The sequence below is a fragment of the Mesorhizobium sp. B4-1-3 genome, from assembly GCF_006439355.1.
Lineage (GTDB): Bacteria > Pseudomonadota > Alphaproteobacteria > Rhizobiales > Rhizobiaceae > Mesorhizobium.
Genome location: NZ_VFTG01000017.1, coordinates 48,308 through 68,159 on the forward strand (window position 1 = coordinate 48,308; position 19,852 = coordinate 68,159).

The 19,852-nt window shown below is 64.5% G+C and carries 21 protein-coding genes and 1 tRNA gene; 12 read left to right on the top strand and 10 right to left on the bottom strand.

Annotated features, from left to right (window positions below):
- Position 1 precedes the first annotated feature (1 nt).
- Together FJW06_RS20295 and FJW06_RS20305 are read right to left on the bottom strand one after the other, a co-directional pair.
- Positions 2 to 799, bottom strand: coding sequence for a YgcG family protein (locus tag FJW06_RS20295; protein ID WP_246674731.1), 798 nt, complete (start codon positions 797 to 799; stop codon positions 2 to 4).
- A 246-nt stretch (positions 800 to 1,045) separates the two neighbouring features.
- Positions 1,046 to 1,690, bottom strand: coding sequence for a LemA family protein (locus tag FJW06_RS20305; RefSeq protein ID WP_140753981.1), 645 nt, complete (start codon positions 1,688 to 1,690; stop codon positions 1,046 to 1,048).
- A gap of 150 nt (positions 1,691 to 1,840) precedes the next feature.
- On the opposite strand from FJW06_RS20305, the gene FJW06_RS20310 reads away from it, so the two are divergent.
- The 6 genes from FJW06_RS20310 (at position 1,841) to FJW06_RS20335 (ending at position 7,089) form a co-directional block, all read left to right on the top strand.
- Positions 1,841 to 2,092: a hypothetical protein gene (locus tag FJW06_RS20310; RefSeq protein WP_140753982.1), complete on the top strand. Its 252-nt coding sequence runs from the start codon at positions 1,841 to 1,843 to the stop codon at positions 2,090 to 2,092.
- Between the two features lie 12 nt (positions 2,093 to 2,104).
- Positions 2,105 to 2,989 carry a pyridoxal kinase PdxY gene (gene pdxY, locus FJW06_RS20315; protein WP_140753983.1) on the top strand — a complete coding sequence of 295 codons (885 nt, stop codon included), beginning with the start codon at positions 2,105 to 2,107 and terminating at the stop codon, positions 2,987 to 2,989.
- A complete protein-coding gene (locus tag FJW06_RS20320; RefSeq protein WP_140753984.1) occupies positions 2,986 to 3,738 on the top strand; it encodes a DUF429 domain-containing protein in 753 nt (250 codons plus the stop codon). Before pdxY ends, FJW06_RS20320 begins: the two co-directional genes overlap by 4 nt.
- 146 nt (positions 3,739 to 3,884) lie before the next feature.
- Positions 3,885 to 4,526, top strand: a complete 642-nt coding sequence (locus FJW06_RS20325; RefSeq protein WP_140754046.1) for a carbonic anhydrase — start codon at positions 3,885 to 3,887, stop codon at positions 4,524 to 4,526.
- A 10-nt stretch (positions 4,527 to 4,536) separates the two neighbouring features.
- Entirely contained in the window at positions 4,537 to 4,953 is a 417-nt protein-coding gene (locus tag FJW06_RS20330) for a nuclear transport factor 2 family protein (protein WP_140753985.1), read from the top strand.
- Between the two features lie 81 nt (positions 4,954 to 5,034).
- Positions 5,035 to 7,089 (top strand): M3 family metallopeptidase, encoded by a 2,055-nt coding sequence (locus tag FJW06_RS20335; protein WP_140754047.1) that lies wholly within the window; start codon positions 5,035 to 5,037, stop codon positions 7,087 to 7,089.
- A gap of 116 nt (positions 7,090 to 7,205) precedes the next feature.
- On the opposite strand, the gene FJW06_RS20340 is transcribed toward FJW06_RS20335, so the two are convergent.
- From FJW06_RS20340 to FJW06_RS20360, 4 genes are all read right to left on the bottom strand, one after another.
- Entirely contained in the window at positions 7,206 to 8,750 is a 1,545-nt protein-coding gene (locus FJW06_RS20340; protein ID WP_140753986.1) for a M81 family metallopeptidase, read from the bottom strand.
- 23 nt (positions 8,751 to 8,773) lie between these two features.
- On the bottom strand, positions 8,774 to 9,598 hold the full coding sequence (locus FJW06_RS20345) for a carbohydrate ABC transporter permease (RefSeq protein WP_140753987.1): 825 nt from the start codon (positions 9,596 to 9,598) through the stop codon (positions 8,774 to 8,776).
- On the bottom strand, positions 9,595 to 10,464 hold the full coding sequence (locus FJW06_RS20350; RefSeq protein WP_140753988.1) for a sugar ABC transporter permease: 870 nt from the start codon (positions 10,462 to 10,464) through the stop codon (positions 9,595 to 9,597). Before FJW06_RS20350 ends, FJW06_RS20345 begins: the two co-directional genes overlap by 4 nt.
- Positions 10,465 to 10,891: 427 nt before the next feature.
- A complete protein-coding gene (locus FJW06_RS20360; protein ID WP_140753989.1) occupies positions 10,892 to 12,124 on the bottom strand; it encodes a sugar ABC transporter substrate-binding protein in 1,233 nt (410 codons plus the stop codon).
- Between the two features lie 173 nt (positions 12,125 to 12,297).
- Here FJW06_RS20360 and FJW06_RS20365 point away from each other — a divergent pair, with 173 nt between their 5' ends.
- From FJW06_RS20365 to FJW06_RS20375, 3 genes are read left to right on the top strand one after another with little or no spacing between them, the layout of a single operon-like run.
- A complete protein-coding gene (locus FJW06_RS20365) occupies positions 12,298 to 13,068 on the top strand; it encodes an SDR family oxidoreductase (RefSeq protein WP_140753990.1) in 771 nt (256 codons plus the stop codon).
- Positions 13,069 to 13,070: 2 nt separating this feature from the next.
- A complete protein-coding gene (ugpC, locus tag FJW06_RS20370) occupies positions 13,071 to 14,138 on the top strand; it encodes a sn-glycerol-3-phosphate ABC transporter ATP-binding protein UgpC (RefSeq protein WP_140753991.1) in 1,068 nt (355 codons plus the stop codon).
- 7 nt (positions 14,139 to 14,145) lie between these two features.
- Complete coding sequence (locus FJW06_RS20375) at positions 14,146 to 15,027, top strand: MurR/RpiR family transcriptional regulator (RefSeq protein ID WP_140753992.1); 882 nt, start codon at positions 14,146 to 14,148, stop codon at positions 15,025 to 15,027.
- A gap of 3 nt (positions 15,028 to 15,030) precedes the next feature.
- Here FJW06_RS20375 and FJW06_RS20380 read toward each other — a convergent pair whose 3' ends face one another.
- Together FJW06_RS20380 and FJW06_RS20385 are read right to left on the bottom strand one after the other, a co-directional pair.
- Entirely contained in the window at positions 15,031 to 15,342 is a 312-nt protein-coding gene (locus tag FJW06_RS20380; RefSeq protein ID WP_140753993.1) for a DUF167 family protein, read from the bottom strand.
- Positions 15,342 to 15,641 (bottom strand): YggT family protein, encoded by a 300-nt coding sequence (locus tag FJW06_RS20385; RefSeq protein ID WP_140753994.1) that lies wholly within the window; start codon positions 15,639 to 15,641, stop codon positions 15,342 to 15,344. Before FJW06_RS20385 ends, FJW06_RS20380 begins: the two co-directional genes overlap by 1 nt.
- 218 nt (positions 15,642 to 15,859) lie before the next feature.
- On the opposite strand from FJW06_RS20385, the gene FJW06_RS20390 reads away from it, so the two are divergent.
- A tRNA-Ala gene (locus tag FJW06_RS20390) sits at positions 15,860 to 15,935 on the top strand.
- Between the two features lie 162 nt (positions 15,936 to 16,097).
- Positions 16,098 to 16,541, top strand: a complete 444-nt coding sequence (locus tag FJW06_RS20395) for a hypothetical protein (protein ID WP_140753995.1) — start codon at positions 16,098 to 16,100, stop codon at positions 16,539 to 16,541.
- A gap of 127 nt (positions 16,542 to 16,668) precedes the next feature.
- Here the strand turns inward: FJW06_RS20395 and FJW06_RS20400 are convergent, their stop codons facing one another.
- Together FJW06_RS20400 and FJW06_RS20405 are read right to left on the bottom strand one after the other, a co-directional pair.
- Positions 16,669 to 17,004, bottom strand: coding sequence for a hypothetical protein (locus tag FJW06_RS20400; protein WP_140753996.1), 336 nt, complete (start codon positions 17,002 to 17,004; stop codon positions 16,669 to 16,671).
- A gap of 354 nt (positions 17,005 to 17,358) precedes the next feature.
- Positions 17,359 to 19,410, bottom strand: a complete 2,052-nt coding sequence (locus tag FJW06_RS20405) for an AsmA-like C-terminal region-containing protein (protein ID WP_246674724.1) — start codon at positions 19,408 to 19,410, stop codon at positions 17,359 to 17,361.
- Here FJW06_RS20405 and FJW06_RS30675 point away from each other — a divergent pair.
- Positions 19,357 to 19,836, top strand: a complete 480-nt coding sequence (locus tag FJW06_RS30675; protein ID WP_246674725.1) for a hypothetical protein — start codon at positions 19,357 to 19,359, stop codon at positions 19,834 to 19,836. The genes FJW06_RS20405 and FJW06_RS30675 overlap by 54 nt on opposite strands.
- The last annotated feature ends 16 nt before the right edge of the window (positions 19,837 to 19,852 follow it).

Here is a 19,852-nt window from a genome sequence, read left to right on the forward strand (position 1 = left end):
CTCACCAGCTTCCCGAAGAGCCGCCGCCGCCGGACGAGCCGCCGCCGCCGGAAAATCCGCCACCGCCGCCGCCCGAGGACCAGCCACCGCCGCCCGACGACCAGCCTCCGCCCCCGGACGACCAGCCGCCCGAAGAAGAGCGCCGGTTCTGATCGAAAGTCATGCCCAGCCAGCGATAGCGGCCCGGACCGATCTTCTGGCCGAAGATCGGCGGCAGGATCGTCATCGCGATGCCGCCGAAGAAGATCAGCGCCCAGATGGTGATGAAGATGGCGAAGAACAGGTCGTCGGAATTGAATGGCGCCCGCTCGTTGCGCTTGCCGCGCGCTTCCAGCTCCTCCGGATTGCCCTCAAGCACCATGATCATGTCGTCGACGGCCTTGGTGATGCCGCCGGAGAAGTCACCGGCGCGGAAGGCCGGCACCATGTCGTTCTCGATGATTAGCTTGGTGTGCAGGTCGGTGAGCGTGCCCTCAAGCCCGTAACCGACCTCGATGCGCATCTTGCGGTCGTTGGGCGCGACCAGGAGCAGCACGCCGTTGTTTTCCTTGGCCTGGCCGAGCTTCCAGAAGCGGAACAGCCGGTTGGCGTAAGGCTCGATCTCCTCGCCGCCAAGGCTGGGAATGGTGGCGACGACGATCTGGTCGGAGCCTTTTGTCTCGAAGTCGGCGAGCTTCTGCGTCAGCGCCGCGCGGCTGCCGGCATCGATGATGCCGGCATTGTCGACGACGCGGCCGGTGAGGGCCGGAAGATCGGCGGCGAGGGCGGCGAGGGGGATGAGGAATAACGAGAAAAGCAGGCCAAGAAGGGCGGGGTATGGGTTCTGTCGCGCCCCCCTCTGTCCTGCCGGACATCTCCCCCTCTTGGGGGGTGATTGGACGTCACGACGGCCTTCGCCAATCTTCAGCGTCGAAGAGAGGGCGAGGTTGTCGAAACTGCCAATCTCCCCCCTTGAGGGGGAGATGTCCGGCAGGACAGAGGGGGGTATCAACACGCCAGCGGTCCGTCTTTTCGCAGAATTACATTCCGACGACCGTCGAGCCGCTCACCCGCCCTGCTTCGTGCTCGTGCCGAAATCGACCTTCGGCACCTGCATCTTGTCCTCCTCGACGGTGAAGTTGGCGAAGGGCTGATTGCCGCGGAACCAGAAGGTCGCCCACAGCACGGATGGGAAGGTCTTCAGCGTCAGATTGTAGTCCCTGACCGCCTGGATGTAGTCGCGCCGCGCGACAGCGATACGGTTCTCGGTGCCTTCGAGCTGCGCCTGCAGCGCGAGGAAATTCTGGTTGGCCTTGAGGTCGGGATAGGCTTCCGACACGGCGATCAGCCGCGACAGCGCGCTGGTCAGGCCGGCCTGGGCATCCTGGAACTTCTTCAGCGCTTCGGGATCCTTCAGCGTGTCCGGCGTCACCGTGATCTGCGTCGCCTTGGCGCGCGCCTGGACGACCGCGTCGAGCGTATCCTTTTCATGCGAGGCATAGCCCTTCACCGTCTCGACCAGGTTCGGGATCAGGTCGGAACGACGCTGATACTGGTTGAGCACCTCGCTCCAGGCCGCATGCGCGTTCTCTTCCGCGGTCGGAATGGTGTTGTAGCCGCAGCCGGCAAGCAGCGGCAGCACGAAAGCCATCATCAGGAAGGCGGGCAGGCTGCGGAAGGGGGAGGGTAGTGAGAGGCGCTCGGTAGTCATGATTGGTCCCTCGACAGAAGTTGCATCCGAAGCATTACCACAATCCACGCGTAAGAAAATGTCCGGCCGATGACGTCAATCGGCTCGGGCGCGGGCCACTGTGAATAGTCGATCAAACAAGCTAAGCTGCGGGCAAGAAAGGCAATTGCCATGGCCGAGCGCCGGGACGACGAGACCGAATCGCGCCGCATCCTCGAACGCGTGGCGCGCGAGACGGCGCCGGGCGGCGCGTCGTTCATAACCCGCAAGGCGAAGGAGGCGCGCGACCATGTCACCGCCGCCGACGCCAACCGCGGCGATCCTATCGAATATTGGGGAACCCGCATTGGCCGAACGCTCGGCTTCGTCATTGCCATTGGGCTATTGGTCTGGCTGGTGTATGCCGCCACGCGTGGCGGTTAGGAATCAACCCGCATGAGTGCAGAAAAACCCGACGCGCCGCGCGCGGTCATCGTCATCTCCAGCCATGTCGCCCGCGGCTCCGTCGGCAACCGCGCGGCGGTGTTCGCGCTGGAGACGCTGGGCTTCCCGGTCTGGGCGGTGCCCACCGTCATCCTGCCCTGGCACCCTGGCCACAGCCGCGCAACCCGCATCGTGCCGCCGCTCGACCAATTCAAGGCGATGATGGCCGATCTCGAGCGGGCGCCCTGGCTGGGCGAGGTGCGGGCCGTGCTGTCGGGCTATCTCGGCGAGGCGGGCCAGGCCGAAGCGGTCGCCTCGCTGGTCGCCGCCGTCAAGGAAAAGACGCCGAACGCGCTTTACGTCTGCGACCCGGTGATGGGCGATTCCGGCGGGCTCTATGTGCCCGAGCCGACGGCAGCCGCCATGCGCGACAAATTGATGCCGATTGCGGATATCGCGACGCCCAACCGCTATGAACTGGCATGGATGGCGGGTGCGCCGCTCCCCGACATCAAGGCGGTGACGGCGGCCGCGCTTCATGCCGGACCTTCGACCATGCTGGTGACCTCGGCGCCCGCGATGATGGCGGGCGGCATCGGCAATTTCCTGCTCGACGGCAGCCAGGCGCTGCTTGCCGAGCACCGCGTGATCGAGAGGCCGCCGAACGGGCTGGGCGACCTGACCGCCGCGGTCTATCTGGCGCGCGTTCTTTCCGGCCAGGCGCCGGTCAAGGCGCTGCAATCGACGACCGCGGCCGTCTACGAGATACTCGCCCGCACAGCCAAGCGCGGCGGCGACGAGCTGCAGCTCGAAACCGACGCGCAGAGCCTGTCGCACCCGATGGCCATGGTGCAACTACGCCATCTGCTGCATCCCGGGCGGGACAAGCGGGCGTGAAGCTCGCAGGCGTCGACGGCTGCAGGTCCGGCTGGATCGCCGTCCATCGCGAAGCGGACGCCGCGCCATCGCTTTCGGCTTTTCCGAGCTTCCAGGCGTTGCTCGACGCGTTGCCCGACGCAACGATCGCCGTCGACATGCCGATCGGCCTGCCGGAGTTTTCGACCAAGGGTGGCCGCGGGCCGGAAGCGCTGGTGCGGCCGCTGCTCGGAGCGCGGCAGTCGAGCGTGTTCGCCATCCCCTCGCGCGCCGCGCTTTATGCGGACACCAGCGATTTCACCACCATAGAGGCCTGGTATGCGGCGCACCGGCGGGCGAGCGCGGTGGCGATGGAGACCTCCGACCCGCCGCGCGGCGTTTCCATCCAGGCCTTCGGCATTTTTTCGAAGATCCGTGAGATCGATCAGCTGTTGATCGCGCGGCCCGAACTGCGTGCGCGCGTCTTTGAATCGCATCCGGAAGTGGCGTTCTGCCGACTGAACGGCGGCGCGGCGATGGCGTTGCCGAAGAAGATCAAGGGCGCGGTCAACCCGGCCGGCATGGAGGAGCGCAAGGCGCTGCTTGGCCGGCATGGCTACGAGAAGCGCTTTCTCGATCAGGCGCCGCCGCGGGGTGCGGCGAGCGACGACTTCCTCGACGCGGCGGCGATGATGCTGATTGCCAATCGTGTCGCCAGCGGCGCGGCGCGGCCTTCGCCCGATCCGCCGCTGCTGGACCGTTTCGGCATTCCCGTCGCCATCTGGGCTTGACGCGAACCATCGGTTTTTGGCGCCTGATGCATCGCTTTGTCGCCAGCGCCGACAATTCTGCATTGCTCACGCCGGGCTTTTGCCGCTACAGGCATTCCGACCGCCACGACCTTGCCGCCTCAAATCCGGAAAGGCTTCAGCCGCCCATGCCGCATCTGCCCGAGCATCTGATCACCGGCTACCGCAACTTCATGAGTGGCCGCTACCCGGCCGAGAGCGGGCGTTACCGCTCGCTGGCGCGCGAGGGCCAGGCGCCCGAGACGATGATCGTCGCCTGCTGCGATTCGCGCTCGGCGCCGGAAGCGATCTTCGATGCCGGTCCCGGCGAGCTCTTCGTGCTGCGCAATGTTGCCAATCTGGTGCCGCCCTATGAGCCGGACGGCGAGTATCACTCGACATCGGCGGCGCTCGAATTCGCCGTGCAGAGCCTGAAGGTCAAGAACATCGTGGTGATGGGCCACGGCCGCTGCGGCGGCATCCGCGCCGCGCTCGACGCCAATTCGGCGCCGCTGTCGCCTGGCGACTTCATCGGCAAATGGATGAGCCTGATCGCGCCGGCCGCCGAGACCGTGGCCTCCAGTACGATGATGACGGCGACCGAGCGTCAGACGGCGCTGGAGCGTATTTCCGTCCGCTATTCGATCGCCAATCTCAGGACCTTTCCCTGCGTCTCGATCCTCGAAGGCAAGGGCAAGCTCTCGCTCTACGGCGCATGGTTCGACATCTCGACAGGGGAGCTGTGGGTGATGAACAAGGAAACCGGCGATTTCGAGCGGCCCGAGCTGTAAGGGAGGGGTGATGCGGCGGATCAGCTGGAGGATCATTCTGGCGGCGACGCTGCTCATGTCCTCGCTCGTCCGCGCCAGCGCGGATGACGGTGCCGTCATCGACCGCTGGTATTCGGCGCTGCTGGTCGCCGACCGCACCGAATTGTCCGAGCTGCTTTCCGACGACGTGCGCATGAAGCTCGACGACATCGGCGTCGTCCAGAGCAAGCAAGATTTCATCGCCTCGATCGACGAATGGCGGGGCGCGGTCGCGGGTGCTGCGATCCGCCACCGCGTCGAAAAAAGCGAGAATGGCGAGACCACCGTGCTCGCCTGCTATGATTTTCCCAGCAACGACACGCTGATTCGCGAGACCTTCACCGTCGCCGGCGGACGCATCGTCGCCAGCACGCAGACGGCGGTGGCGCAGGATTGCAGCGCCTATTAAGGCGAAGCCCGAGTTGCGCTATACGCGGCACCGCCCTACATCGGGAACTGCCCTCCGCCTATCGAAACTCCCCGATTGGATCTGTCCATGTCAAAAACCGTCGACCTCGCCGCTCATCCGCTGACCGTTTGGCAAGGGCCGCTCGGCCTGCCGGATTTCTCGCGGATCGGCGACAATGACTTCGGGCCGGTCTTCGACGCGGCGCTTGCGGCGCATCAGGCCGAGATCGACGCGATCGCCGGCAACGGCGAGACGCCGACCATCGACAACACGCTGGCAGCGCTCGAGCTCGCGGGTGAGGCGCTCGACCGTGTCTCGTCGATCTTCTGGTGCCGCGCCGGCGCTCACACCAACGACACGATCCAGGCGATGGAGCGCGAGGTTTCGCCGAAGATGTCCAGGCATTTCTCGGCGATCTCGATGAACGAAAAACTGTTTGCCCGCATCGACGATCTCTATCAGCGGCGCGACAGCCTCAAGCTTGATGCCGAGACGCTGCGTGTCCTGGAAAAGACCTGGAAGGGCTTTGTCCGCTCGGGCGCCAAGCTCGATGCCGACGGCAAGAAGCGGCTCGCGGCGATCAACGAGGAACTCTCCTCGCTCGGCACCAAATTCGGCCAGAATGTGCTGGCCGACGAGCGCGACTGGGCGCTGTTCCTCGACGAGGCCGACCTTGCCGGCCTGCCGGATTTCTTGAAGAGCGCCATGGCGGAAGCGGCCGAGATGCGCGGCCAGAAGGGCCGCTACGCGGTGACGCTGTCGCGCTCGATCTACGAGCCGTTCTCGACCTTTTCCGAGCGCCGCGACCTGCGCGAGATCGCGTTCAAAGCCTTCATCATGCGCGGCCAGAATGGCGGCGCCTCCGACAACACCGACGTCGTGCGCGACATGCTGAAGCTGCGCGCCGAGAAGGCGAAGCTGCTTGGTTACGGCTCCTTCGCGGCGCTGAAGCTGGACGACACGATGGCGAAGACGCCGAAGGCCGTGCACGAGCTGCTCGATCCTGTGTGGGAGAAGGCCCTGGAAAAAGCGGCCGCCGACCAGAAGGAGCTGGAGCGGCTGGCGGCGGAAGCCGGCAGCAACGAGAAGTTCGCGGCCTGGGACTGGCGCTTCTACCAGGAGAAGCTGCGCGCCGAGAAATTCGCCTTCGACGAGGCGGAGCTGAAGCCGTACCTGCAGCTCGAACGCGTCATCGAGGCCTGCTTCGATGTCGCGACGAAACTCTTCGGCATCAGTTTCGAGGAGAAGAACGGCATCGCGGTTTGGCATCCAGACGCCCGCGTGTTCGTGGTGAAGAATGCCGACGGCAGCGAGCGCGGCCTGTTCCTGGCTGATTATTTCGCGCGGCCGTCAAAGCGCTCGGGCGCCTGGATGAGCGCGCTGAAGTCCGGCTACAAGCTCGGCCACGGTTCGAAGCCGGTGATCTACAATATCATGAACTTCGCCAAGCCGCCGGCCGGCGAGGCGGCGCTTCTGTCGGTCGACGAGGCGAAGACCCTGTTCCACGAGTTCGGTCATGCGCTGCACGGTATGCTGACCGACGTGACCTGGCCGTCGGTTTCTGGCACCTCCGTCAGCCGCGACTTCGTCGAGCTGCCCTCGCAGCTTTACGAGCATTGGCTGACGGTGCCGGCGGTGTTGGAAAAGCACGCGCTGCATGTCAAGACCGGCAAGCCGATGCCGAAGGACCTGCTGGAAAAAATGCTCGCCGCCCGCACCTTCGGCGCCGGCTTCGCCACGGTCGAGTTCACCGCTTCGGCGCTGATCGACATGGCGTACCATGCAAGGGCAGATGCACCAGCCGAGCCGCTTCGGTTTGAGGCCGAGACGCTGGAAAGACTGCATATGCCCGACACGATCGCGATGCGCCACCGGACCCCGCATTTCGGCCATGTCTTCGCCGGCGACGGTTATTCAGCCGGCTATTATTCCTACATGTGGTCGGAAGTGCTCGACGCCGACGCGTTCTCGGCTTTCGAGGAAACCGGCGATGCCTTCAATCCGGAGCTCGCCGAGCGGCTGCGCAAGAACATCTATGCCGCGGGTGGCTCGAAGGATCCGGAGGAGCTTTATACGGCGTTCCGCGGCAAGATGCCGTCGCCCGAGGCGATGATGGTGAAGCGCGGGCTGGTGTGATTGGCTATCTCCCCCCTTGTGGGGGAGATGGCCGGCAGGCCAGAGGGGGGCGCTGTCCCGCCGACGTTTCAGTCCATCATAGTGGCCGCCGGCCTTCGTTTCGTTCGCTGCCCAAGCTAAGCGAGGTCGCGATCCTTCGCGCCCCCCTCTGCCCTGCCGGGCATCTCCCCCACAAGGGGGGAGATTGGCTGTTTCCACGGGTCCGCTACCCTCGGCCATATCGGCCGGTTGAGCTTCCTGTAATCTGTCACCGCCGGATTGCTCGGATAGGAACTCGGCGCCGCGACATAGATGATCTCGGCGGCGATCGGCGCGAAGCCGGCGTAGAAATGGTTCGTCGACTTGATCAGCAGGATGTCCTTTGTCATCGGATCAATGCCGATGTTGGAAAAGACGTCCGGCTCGAACGTCTGGGTGCGGTTGGTGTTCAAGATGACGTCGACCTCGGTGCCTTGGATGCGCACCACCGCCGACGGCCCCAACGTCACCCGGCTCGGGCCAAAGCTTTGCCAGCCTTCGTTGGTCGTCTTCAGCACCGTGACGCGCGCATCGATCGGCTCGCCGGCCTGGGGCCCGGCCTTGCCGCCGAAGCGCAGGTCGATGACCGCGCCTTCGCCGGCGGCGTGGCAGAAGGTCACCGCGATCGGATCCCAGATCGTCGCCACGCCGACCTTGGTCACGCCACGCGAAAGCAGCTCGCGCAGCACGATGGTGCCGTCGCCTGGCACGCCGCCGCCGGGATTGTCCCAGATATCGGCGATCACGACCGGCTTGTCCTTGCGCTCCGCGCACACGGTCAGCGCCCGATCGATGCCGGCCGAGGCGGAAAGCATGGTCATCGCCGTCTGTTCGCGCAGCGCATAGAGCTCGCGGCCCAGTGTTTCGGCGAGCTTGTCGCCTTTGACCTTGTCGTTGTCGGTGACGACCAGGATGCGCGTGCCCATCTCCGGCACGTCGGCGGCCATGAAGCCGTGGATGACCGAGACCGACAGGACGCCGTCCTCGCCGTGCAGCGCCTTGATCTTGTCGACGAAGGAGCGCATCGGCTCGCGGCTGGTCGGCAGCACCTGGATCATGCGGCAGTCGAAGGTGGAGATGACAGGCTTGATCTCGCCGCGCGCCGCGGCGAGGCCGAGCTCGACCACATGCTCGCCGCGCTCGTAGAAATCGGTGTGCGGGAATTCGAGGAAATAGGCCATGACATCGCAGGCCGCGACGCGCTTCGGCGTCAGGTGGCTGTGCGGATCGAATTCGGAGGCGATCACGACATTCGGCCCGACCATGGCGCGCACGCGCTCCAGCAGATCGCCCTCGCAGTCGTCATAGCCCTGCGCCACCATGGCGCCATGCAGGCCAAGGATGACGGCATCGACCGGCAGCGCTTCGCTTAGCTGGCCAAGGATTTCGTCGCGCAGCGCTTCATAGGTCTGGCGCTGCACCATGCCGCCGGGCTCTGCCCAGGTGGCGGTGCCTTCGATGACCGTTAACCCTTCCTTTGCGGCACGCTTGCGCAGCGCCACGATCGGCGAGGAACACAGCGTCGGCGTCTCCGGATGTTTTCCGGGGCCGGCGTAGAAGGCCATCTCGAACGAGGCCCGGTCGGTCGGCACCGGCGAGAAGGTGTTGGTTTCCGTCGCCAGCGAGGCGGTGAAGATGCGCATGAACGCTCCGTAAGGTGGTGCAGTTATTTAACGGCTCCGAGCGCGAGGCCCCGGACAAGGTAGCGCTGCAGCCAGATGAAGAGGATCGCCACCGGCAGGGTCGCCAGCAGCGTGGCCGCCATGACATGGTGCCACTCGATCGTATAGCGGCCGGCGACGAGCGAGAAAACCTGGATCGGCAGCGTGTAGCTTTCCTGGCTGCGCAGCATGGTGAGCGCGACCACGAACTCGTTCCAGGCGTTGATGAAGGTGAAGATCGCCGTCACCGCGATCGCCGGCAGGCAGAGCGGCAGGAAGACCTTGCGCAATGTCAGCCAGCGGCCGGCGCCTTCCATCCATGCGGCCTCCTCGAGGTCACGCGGGATGGTGTCGAAATAGCTCTGCAACATCCACACTGTGAAGGCGACGTTGAAGGCCATGTAGATGAAGCCGAGCGCAGTGGTGCTTTCGACCAGGCCCCAGGCGGCCATCAGCCGGAATAGGCCAAGCACCAGCACGATCGGCGAGATCATCTGCGAGATCAAAAGAAACTGGCGGAACGCGCCGTAGCCGGCAAAGCGGAAGCGCGACATGGCATAGGCCGCCGGCACCGAGATGAGGATGGCGCCGACCGTCGCCAGCGCCGAAACGTAGAGCGAGTTGACGAGCGCCTTGCCGAAGCCGGTCGCCACCCACATGTCGGCAAAATTCGACCAGCGGAACTCGCTTGGCCACCAGGTGGGGGTCAGCACTTCGGTGCGCGGCTTGACGGCGGTCAGGAACATCACCGCGAAGGGGAAGATCGTCACGACGATCAACGGACCCAGCAGCAGCCAGGCTACGATGGTGCGTTTCAGCTTCGGCGTCATGCGCGCTGCTCCCGCATGGCAAGGCGCACATAGACCATGGTGAAGACCAGCAGGATCGCGAACATCACCAGCGACACGGCGGACGCCTCGCCCAATTTGCCGATGCGGAAGGCGAGCTTGTAGAGATGCGTGACCAGAATGTCGGTCGAGTTCGCCGGCCCGCCTTGAGTCATCACCCAGATGATCGGGAAGGAGTTGAAGACATAGATGGTGTTGAGCACGATCGCGATGTTGATGAAGGGTTTCAGGAGCGGAAAGGTTATCTCGCGGAACTGCTGCAACGGCGTTGCGCCCTCGAGCGCCGCCGCCTCGTAGAGATCGTCGGGGATCGACGACAGGCCGCCGAGGAAGATCGTGGTGGTGAAGGGTACCGTCACCAAGATGCCGATCAGCACCTGCATCGGGAAGGCGGTCTCGGCGCTCGCCAGCCACTGGATGTTCTGGCTGATCAGGCCGAGCTTCATCAGCGCCGAATTCAGCATGCCGCTTTCGCCGTTAAGCGCCCAGCGCCAGACCACCGCCGTCATGGTCAGCGACACCGCCCAGGGCAGCATGATGATGACGCGGGCGAGACCGCGGCCATAGAAGTCCGTATTGAGGATGATCGCCACCGGGACCGACAAGAGCAGCGCGCCGCCGACCACAAGCACGGTCCAGAGCCCGGTGCGCCAGAGCGCTGCGGCGAAGTCGGGATCGGCGGCGAGCGCCGAGAAATTGGCCATGCCGCTGAACTCGCGAAGCTGGCCAAAGCGGTTCACGTCATGCGTGGATATCTGGATCAGGTCCCAGACCGGCCAGAAGATGACGACCGCCGCCAGGAGCAGGCTGGGCAGCGTCAGCAAATAGGGCAGGAAACGATTTTGCATCGGCTGGTTTGTACCGCGTTGCGAGCCATCTGCGGCGCTGGCTTGCCAGCTAGCCTAACTTCGGCCTGTTGGTTCAGGGGGCTCAGGTTAAATTCTTTCCCGGGGTCTGCGCTGCCCCTCACCTGCCTGCCGGCATCCTCTCCCCGTATAGTGACGGGGAGAGGGGCGCTGTCGCCGCCGCTTTCGCCAATCACCGACGTTGCAGGCATGGCTCCGAGGTTGCGGCCAGCTTATTTCTCCCCGTCACTATACGGGGAGAAATGCCCGGCAGGGCAATGAGGGGCGGGGCCGACTTTGGCAATTTATTCTCTGGTCCAGGATCAATGCCCCATCGGTTCAGCTATTTCCGCGGCAGTTACAGCCTCTTTTAAGAGATGTGGCGCGCCCGCGGGGGTAGGGCGCGCCAAGGGCGCAGGGAGATACGCCCTTATTTTTTCTTGAGCACCGCGTTTGCCTTGTCGGCCGCCTCCTTCAAGGCGTCTTCCGGTTTGGCGCTGCCGAGATAGATCTTCTGCATGGCATCCGACGTGATCTGGGCGATCTCCTCCCAACCCGGGATGACCGGCGCGAAGCGGGCGTCGGGCAGAAGCGCGGTGAAGGCGGCGAGGTCGGCGTTGTTGACGTAATAGTCCATCTTCGCCTCTTCCTTGTTCACCGGCAGAAAGCCTTCGCCCTGCGTGAACTTGGCGCGCTGCTCCTTGGTGAACAGGAAGTCGAGCAGCTTCCAAGCCTCATCCTTGTTCTTGGAGTTCTTGAACATGATGATCGAATCGGTGACGCCATAGGTGCCGCGCGCGCCGGTCGGGCCGGCCGGGATGGCGGCCACGCCGTATTTCAGGTTCGGCGCTTCTTCCTTGATCTGGTTGGACAGGAAAGGCGCGGTGATCATCATGCCGACCTTGCCCTGCTTGAACAGGTTCTGCACGTCCTCGCGGTTGTTGGAGGTGACGCCCGGTTCCGTCAGGCCCTCGTCGATCATCGACTTGTAGAGCTTGGCGGCTTCGAGCGCGCCGGGCGTGCTCAGGCCGGACGTGCCGTCCTTGTTGAGGATTTCGGTGCCCTGCGACCACATCGCATAGTAGTAATAGACGTCGGTCTCGATCTCCTTGCCTTGCAGGCCGTAGCCGAAGGCGCCGATCGCCTTGATCTTGCGGGCGTCCTCCTGCAACTCGGTCCAGGTTGCCGGCGGCTTGGCGATGCCGGCCTTCTCGAACAGCTCCTTGTTGTAATACATGGCGCGTGCCGAGGCGGCGATCGGCAGGCCGTAAGTGTGGCCGTCCATGATCGAGGGCTGCAGGAAAGTGTCGATGAAGCGGTCCTTGAACTCGGGCGTGATGTAGCTGTCGAGCGGCTCGGCGACATCCTGCTGCACGAAGTCGATCAGCCAGCGCGTGCCGATGATCGAGAGATCGGCATTGGTTCCGGCGGTGATGTCGGTGGTAAGTTTTTGCAAGAGCACGTCCCACGGCACCACTTCATACTTGATGGTGATGCCGGGATTGGCCGCCTCAAACTCCTTCTTCACCGCTTCGAAATAGGGGCCGGTCTTGGCGCTGTATTCGGCGACGGTGACGCGCACCTCGCCGGCATCGGCGGGTGCGGCTAGCGCCAGCATGCTCATTCCGGCCAACAGGCCGATAGTCCGTTTCGCAAGGCTCATCTGATCTCTCCCATTGATGCGCATTGGCGCCTGCCCCTCATGAGCGCAGGATTTATGTTACTTTCCTACATTATCGAGGCTTATGTCCAATGCAAGCGGTTTATCATGTTGCTAAATTACATTTTGTTGGGTAGCGTTCCGTCGCTGTCTGGCACGGCGGAGGAGCGCGCATCGTGGTATCGAAGGCCGATTTCGAAGGCAAAACCGTTGTCGTCACCGGCGCCGGCGGCGGGCTCGGTTCGGCGATTGTCGAGCTCATGGCCGGGCGCGGCGCGCGCATCGTCGGCTGCGACCAGTCAACGGAGGCGCTGGCCAGCCCGCATATCGCCTCGCGCCACGTCTTCAACCTGCTCGACCGGACCTCGATCGAAGCGGCGATCCCCGCTTTGCTCGACAAGGACGGCGTTCCCGACATCCTGATCAACAATGCCGGCTGGACGCGCGCCGAAACGTTGAAGGCGCTGACGGCGGACAAGATCGAAGAGGAGCTCGACCTCAACCTCACCGGCGTGATGACTTTCGCCGATCCGCTGATCAAGGCGATGTCCAAGCGCGGCTCGGGCAGCGTCGTCTTCATCTCCTCGGTCAACGCCATCGCGCATTTCGGCAATCCGGCCTATGCGGCGGCCAAGGCCGGCATCAACGCCTATGCCAAGTCGATCGCCGTCGAACTCGGCCGCACGGGGTTGCGCGCCAATGTCGTGTGCCCCGGCTCGATCCGCACCGCCGCCTGGGACCATCGTCTCGCCAAGGATCCCGAAATCCTCGGCCGGCTGAAGCGGCTCTATCCGCTCGGCCGCATCGTCAACGCTCCGGAGGTGGCGGAAGCCGTGGCCTTCCTTGCCTCGGACCGCGCTTCCGGCATAACTGGCGCTGTCGTGCCGGTCGATGCCGGGCTGACGGCCGGCTACCTGCCTTTCATCGACGACATATTGGGAGCGTGACCATGACCGACGTCCAGTTCCGCAACCTGTCGAAATCCTTCGGCCATCACAAAATCCTCGAAGACATCAACCTCGATATCCGGACCGGCGAGTTCGTCGTGCTGGTCGGCCCGTCCGGCTGCGGCAAGTCCACGCTTTTGCGCATGCTGGCCGGGCTGGAGACGATCACCTCCGGCGACCTCGTCATCGGCGGCACCCGTGCCAATGACCTGCCGCCGCAGAAGCGCAACATCGCCATGGTGTTCCAGTCCTACGCCCTGTTCCCGCATCTGAAGGCTTCGGACAATATCGGCTTCGGCCCGAAGATCCGCGGCGAGACGCGTGATGCGATCGACGACAAGGTGAAGAAGGCGTCGGGCGTGCTCAACCTCTTCTCCTATCTCGACCGCTATCCACGGCAACTGTCCGGCGGTCAGCGCCAGCGCGTCGCCATGGGTCGCGCCATCGTGCGCGAGCCTTCGGTGTTCCTGTTCGACGAACCGCTCTCCAATCTCGACGCGCAGCTGCGCGTACAGATGCGCACCGAGATCAAGGCGCTGCACCAGCGGCTGAAATCGACCATCGTCTACGTCACCCACGACCAGATCGAGGCGATGACCATGGCCGACCGCATCGTGGTGATGGACCGCGGCCGCATCCAGCAGGTCGGGCAACCGCTGGAGCTCTACGATCGGCCGGCCAACAAATTCGTCGCCGGCTTCATCGGCTCGCCGTCCATGAGTTTTGTTTCCGGCGCGCTGAAGACGGCCGGCGCCAAGTCCTGGTTCGAGACCAGCGGAGGCGGCCGGCTGGCGCTCTCGGGCAAGGCAACTCCCGGCAGCGAGACGGTCGAGGCCGGCATCCGGCCCGAGCACTTCGTCGTCGGCGCCGGTGACGATGCCCTCGCCATCAAGGTCAATGTCGTCGAGCCGACCGGTTCGGAAACCCATGTGTACGGTTCGGTCGGCGACGACACGGTGCGCGCGGTGTTCCGCGACCGGCTGCAGGTCAAGCCAGGCGACCGGCTGCCGGTGAGCGTCGATCCGCGCAACATCCACCTCTTCGACAAGGCGACCGGCCTGCCGCTGTGAGAAGACGATGAAGAGCCCGGCCGACATCATCACCCGCCTGCAATTGATGTCGCAGGACGGCACCAAGTCGGACCGCCGGCTGGCCGGGCTGGTGCTTTCCGATCTCGATTTCGCCTCCAAGGCGGCGATCTCCGAGATCGCCGCGCGTGTCGGCGTCAGCGAGCCGACGGTCACCCGCTTCTGCCGCAATCTCGGCTGCGAGGGCCTGCGCGATTTCAAGTTCTACCTCGCCCAGGCGATCGCCATCGGCGGCCAGTATCTGTCGCCGGAGCCGCTCAGCCGCGACGCGCGCGAGCAGCGCATCGCCTCGGCCATTACCGAGGCGGCGATCGCCGCCATCCAGCGCGCCAGCGAGAATCTCGATATGACGACGCTGATGGACGTCGCCGCCCGCATTGCAAGCTCCGGCAATGTGCTTTGCATCGGCTCCGGCGGTATTTCCTCGATGATGGCGGCCGAGATGCAGAACCGGTTGTTCCGGCTCGGACTTTCGGCGCTTGCCCAGACCGACGGCCAGCTACAGCGCATGTATGCCGCCGTCGCTACGCCGGAGACGACGCTGCTTGCCTTCTCCGTCTCGGGCTATGCGCGCTCGGTGATCGAGGCGGTCGAGGTCGCGCAGCAATATGGCGCCGCCACCGTCGCCATCACCGCGCCCGATTCGGCCCTGGCCAAGGTCGCCGATACGGTGATCTTCCTGCAGCCGGTCGAGGATGGCAACATCTACAAGCCGACCTCGTCGCGCTACGCGCTTCTGGCCATCGTCGACATGATCGCCACCACGGTGGCGGAATCGCGCGGGCCGAAAGTGCTGGAGAACCTGCGTCGCATCAAGCAGAGCGTGAACACGCTCAAGGTCGACGATCCGAAGCTGCCGCTGGGGGATTGAAGGCTACTTGGAAAGAACCGCGACGCTCTTCGCCAGCGCGGTCGGCTCACCCACCACCCGCAATGTCTTCAGCCGCGCCGATCCGCCGGCGACCACCGAAACGGCCGACACCGGCACACCCAGCGCCTTGGCCAGCATCCGTTCCAACGCCGTATTGGCGGCGCCGTTCTCCGGCACGGCGCGCACGCGCGCCTTGAGATGGCTACGTCCGTCGGCGGCGGTCTCGACCTCGTCGATACCGTCAACCGCGGCTTTCGGCGTCAGTCGTATGAAGAGCTCGATGCCGTTCTCGCGCGGCCGAAACGGCGCGCTCATCAGCCGCCGGCCACCACCCAGGACCAGACGGTGGTGACCAGGAACTGCCGGATGAAGAAGATGATCAGAAGCAGGATGATCGGCGAAATGTCGATGCCGCCGAGATCGGGCATGAAGCGGCGAATCGGGCGCAGCGCCGGCTCCGTCAGCCGATAGAGCATATTGCCGACGGAACCGACGAACTGGTTGCGCGAGTTGACGACATTGAAGGCATAGAGCCAGGAAAAGATCGCCGAGGCGATGATGATCCACCAGTAGATATCAAGCGCCATGACGATGGTCTGAATAAGGGCGATCATGCCGGTCTCCAAATTGTCGCCGACATGTAGCCATTGCTTGGCGAGCGGGCAAGGCCCGCGGGCTTGGCGAGCGGGCAAGGCCCGCGGGCTTGGCGAGCGGGCAAGGCCCGCGGGCTTGGCGAGCGGGCAAGGCCCGCCCGGCCACGGCGCATGTACCAGGCCATCGTTTCGCCTTGACATGAAACGGCCGCGACCGATACAAGCCCATCCGCTGGAACGGGGCTGTAGCTCAGCTGGGAGAGCGCATCGTTCGCAATGATGAGGTCAGGGGTTCGATCCCCCTCAGCTCCACCAGCCAGCACAGGCTTTAGCCCTCCTCGCTCGCCATTTCGTGACCGCCGGATTTCGGGCCGCCGCTTGGAACCAATGGCGGGGCAAGACGGTTCAACTATACTTTTGAAGCTGATTATGTCCCGGCCGGCTGGGTAAGCGGCGATGTGCGAGGAGGTCCCCATCATGCAGATTTCGTCCAAATTCCGTTCCGTCGCGGTCGCGGCAATCGCCGCCGTCGGCGTGAGCGTTGCCAGCGCCGCACATGCCGACAGCGGCACGATCCGCTTCTCCGTCTACAAGGCGGCCTTCTTCATCGGCGGCTCCGGTGGCGAGGGCACGCTGACCTTCCACGGCAAACGCTATCCGATCTCGATCGGTGGCATCTCGGGCGGCTTCGCCTTCGGCGCGTCCAAGACCTATTTCCAGGGCAGGGTGCGCCACATCCGCCGCGCCAGCGATGTGACGGGCGTCTATGGCGCGGCCGGCGGCGGCGGCGCGCTGGGCAGAGGCGCACAGGTGATCGTCATGACCAATGACAAGGGCGCCCAGCTCGAGCTCACCGGCCGGCAGGTCGGCCTGCAGGTCAACGCCGATCTCAGCGGAATGAGCATCGCACTGAAGCGGTAGAAGTCTCCCGCTCTTCGCGGATGGCCGGCAAGGCGCCGCCTGGGGCGTCGAATGCCGGCCACTGGAGGCCTGAGGCACGCAGGCCGGCTGCTTGGCACGCGAAGGGCTGGTCTCGGGGCAAGGGGTCTCAATCGTCCCAATCATCCCAATTGTCTTCGTCCGGCGGCGGGTAGTCGGGAACGACGCGGATAATCGGCCGTGCACGCTGATAGCGCCAGTAATCCTCGTCCGGTAGCTGACGCTCATAGGTGCGGTAAGCGGGCCGGTAGTGGTGGTGGCGCTTCCAGTATTTGTGCTTCTTGTGCGGCCGTACGCAGTAGCCGTCATCGGTCAGATAGGCGCATGTGACATGCGCTTCCTGCATCAGGCCATCTCTGGCCGGCACGCCGATCACCGGCGCCGCATGGACCGCTGGCATGACCGCCAGCATGGTCCCGGCAAGGGCAAGAACAGACAACTTCATCGGCCTCTCCAACGTCTCCAGAGTGAGGCCGGAAGAACGTCCTGATTGGGGACGATTTGCGGCGGCCGAGATCACTTTGATTTGCGGCCGCACATATGAGCGTTAGATGATGTATCGAACCGGCATGGCCGAGGCCGCGTTTGCATTGCCAGACGGCGTGCAGCGGAGCAGAATTCTGCACCGCAGCAATGCTTCGAAGTCACGGAATTGGATGGTCTGCGCCGCGTCGCTTCGCTCCTTGCTCCGCCATAAAATGACGAGGTTGAGGCGGCTTCGACCAATCCCCGGGGAAATGAACGGAAAATACTGCACCAAGACAAAGCGGTAACTTTTCAAAATCCCTGCGAGGGAGAACTAATTAGCCAGCTGGTCGAGAAGCGTGTCGATTTCCCCTTTCTTTGGCGCTTCGGGCGAAGCAGGGGCGGCCTGCGGGTCGGCGGAAGCGGGTTCGGCCGCCGGCGCGGTGGTCTCTGCTTCGGCCTCGCCGCCGGCGTTCGAACCTGGCGGCGGCGCCGCATTCTCCGTATTGCCGGTGTCCGGCGCCACGGCAGGTTCCGGAGCGGGGGGCGGGGCTTTGGGCCGGGGCGCGGCGTTGCCCAGAAGATCGCCGATCAGATCCGCCGCGCCCTTGCCGGATCCGTTCGAGCCGGTTTGGCCCGGGATCAGCTTGTCGAGTTTGAGTTTTCCGGTCGGCAGCCCGAGGCGGCTCAACATGTCCAGCGCGCCCTGCGGGTCTTTGGCCAATGCGCTCAGGTCCGGATAGGCCCGGGGCGCGAACAGCGGGCCTTGGACCACGACCGGCACCCCGATGCCGTTCACGGCGACGTCGCCTCCCTGACCGGCAAGCGAGGCGACGACGCGGGGGTTGAAACGGATGTCGAGCGTCTGGTCGGCGAGGTCTATCCTGCCCGAGCCGTCCATTCGCACCAGCGGACCCAGCAGGCTGATATCCGTCGTCTGCGCGACGCCGTTCTCGATCGCGAATGAGGCGCCGAGCTCGCTGAACGTCGTCTTCTTGGTCTGATCCTGCTTGAAACCACCGGCGAGCAGTCCGACCAAATTGTTGTAGACCTCCGCAATGTCGATGCCGTGGAAGGCGCCGTCGCTGAATTTCGCCGCCGCCTTGCCGCCGAGGGATCGGGCAAGCGATTTCGTGGTCCTTCCCGCGCCTGAAACCGCGACCGTCGCGTTAAGCGTGCCTTCGATGCGGTCGAAATCCGCCGCATCACGGAGCAAGGACGCCGCGGCCGCCCCGGCGATCGCCGTGTTCAGATCCAGGGATGCGGCGTCGCCGGAGCCGTCGGCCGTCATCTCCGCGGCAATCGTGCCGCCGTAGAAGGGGCTTTGCGGCACGTTCAGGTGGGCCTTCCCATCCGCCACCGTCAGCGTGGTCGCCACCGGCCCGGCAAAGACTTTTCCATAGCCGAGCTTGTCGGCCTGGATATCCACCTTGGCGTCAATTCCCTTGAGGAAGGAGAGATCGATCGGCGCGTCGGCTGCCGCGCCTGGTTTCTGCTTGCCGCCGGCGGTGGCTCCGCCGCTGCCGGCGAGCGCCGCAAAGTCAAGCTTCGCGAAATTGAGCGACGTCCGGATCGTGAGGGGCTGTCCCAGCTTCACCGAGCCTTGCCCGGACGCCTTGACGCCGTTCAAAGCAATGGCTGCCTTCTGGAAGGAGAATTGTTTCGGACCGGCGTCGACATCGCCCTTGAAGGCAAAGTCCTGCAGACTGCGGGCAGCGCCTTGCCCCAACCATTGCATCAGCCTGTCGACCGAGGGCGACGTGGCCGAGACTTGGCCCTTGAACGTGCCGCCGCCTCCAACAGTGCCGCTTATGCTGCCTTCGAGGTATTTGGAGGAGACCGAAAGGCTGACCGGCCCGGACGCATCCGCAACGGAACCGCCGGCCAGAAAGGATGCGGGGGCGACCTGGGACTTGAACGTCACGGCCTGTCCCCGCCAGGCGAGCTTGCCCGTCACATCGACCGGCTTGCCGATATCGCGAACCTTCGCGTCAACAGTGAGCCCGGTGATGTCGTTGGCCGTTTGGTTCTCGGCAAGTGCTGCAAGTGTAAGTTTGCCCTCGCGAATCCCGACCGTTCCCTGCAGATTGGCGCTGCTCAGTATGCGCTTCGCGGTGAGTCCGCGAAACGCGAACCCCATATCGGCGGTCAGCTTTCCGGACAACGGCACAGATTGTCCGGCAAGCTTCGCCAGGGAACCGATGTCTAGCCCTGAACTCGCAATATTGCCCCGTATGGTCGGAGATGCTTCACCGACAATCGTCGAGGCTGTCGCTGTGAGGTTTCCCGCATCGAGGCCGAAGTGCTCCAGCTTTGCCTCGAGATGTCCATCATGCAGCGTTGCGGCGAGCTGTACGTCGGAAGCCCGTACCTTGCCGCCGACCAATTCATCGATCGCAACGCTGATGTCTGCGTCGAAGGCGGACAGCATCGCGAGGTCGGGCTCGCCGGAGCCGGCCGAAGCCTTGCCCGCACTGGAACCGTCCTTTCCCATATCGCTCAAGGCGTCGATATCGACGCGCTTCGCCGCCAGGTCGGCGAAGAAGCGGTGCCGCGCGCCGGGCTGAAAGAGCGCGTCCATCTGGAAGCTCTGGTCGCCGATATCGAACTTTCCGCCCCTGATCTGATAGCTGCCGTTGCCGTTGAGCTGGATCTCGCCGCTCGCCTCCAAGGAAGAGAACTTGGGAACCGGCGCCGGGTCCAACCACGCCTCGACGGCGATCTGGGCCGGCTGCCGCTTCAGGATTGGCCTCAAGGCGGAAAGGCTGCCGCTCATTTCAACGCGGCGGCCGCCGCTGGTGCCTGCCAATGAAAACGAGACCTCCCGG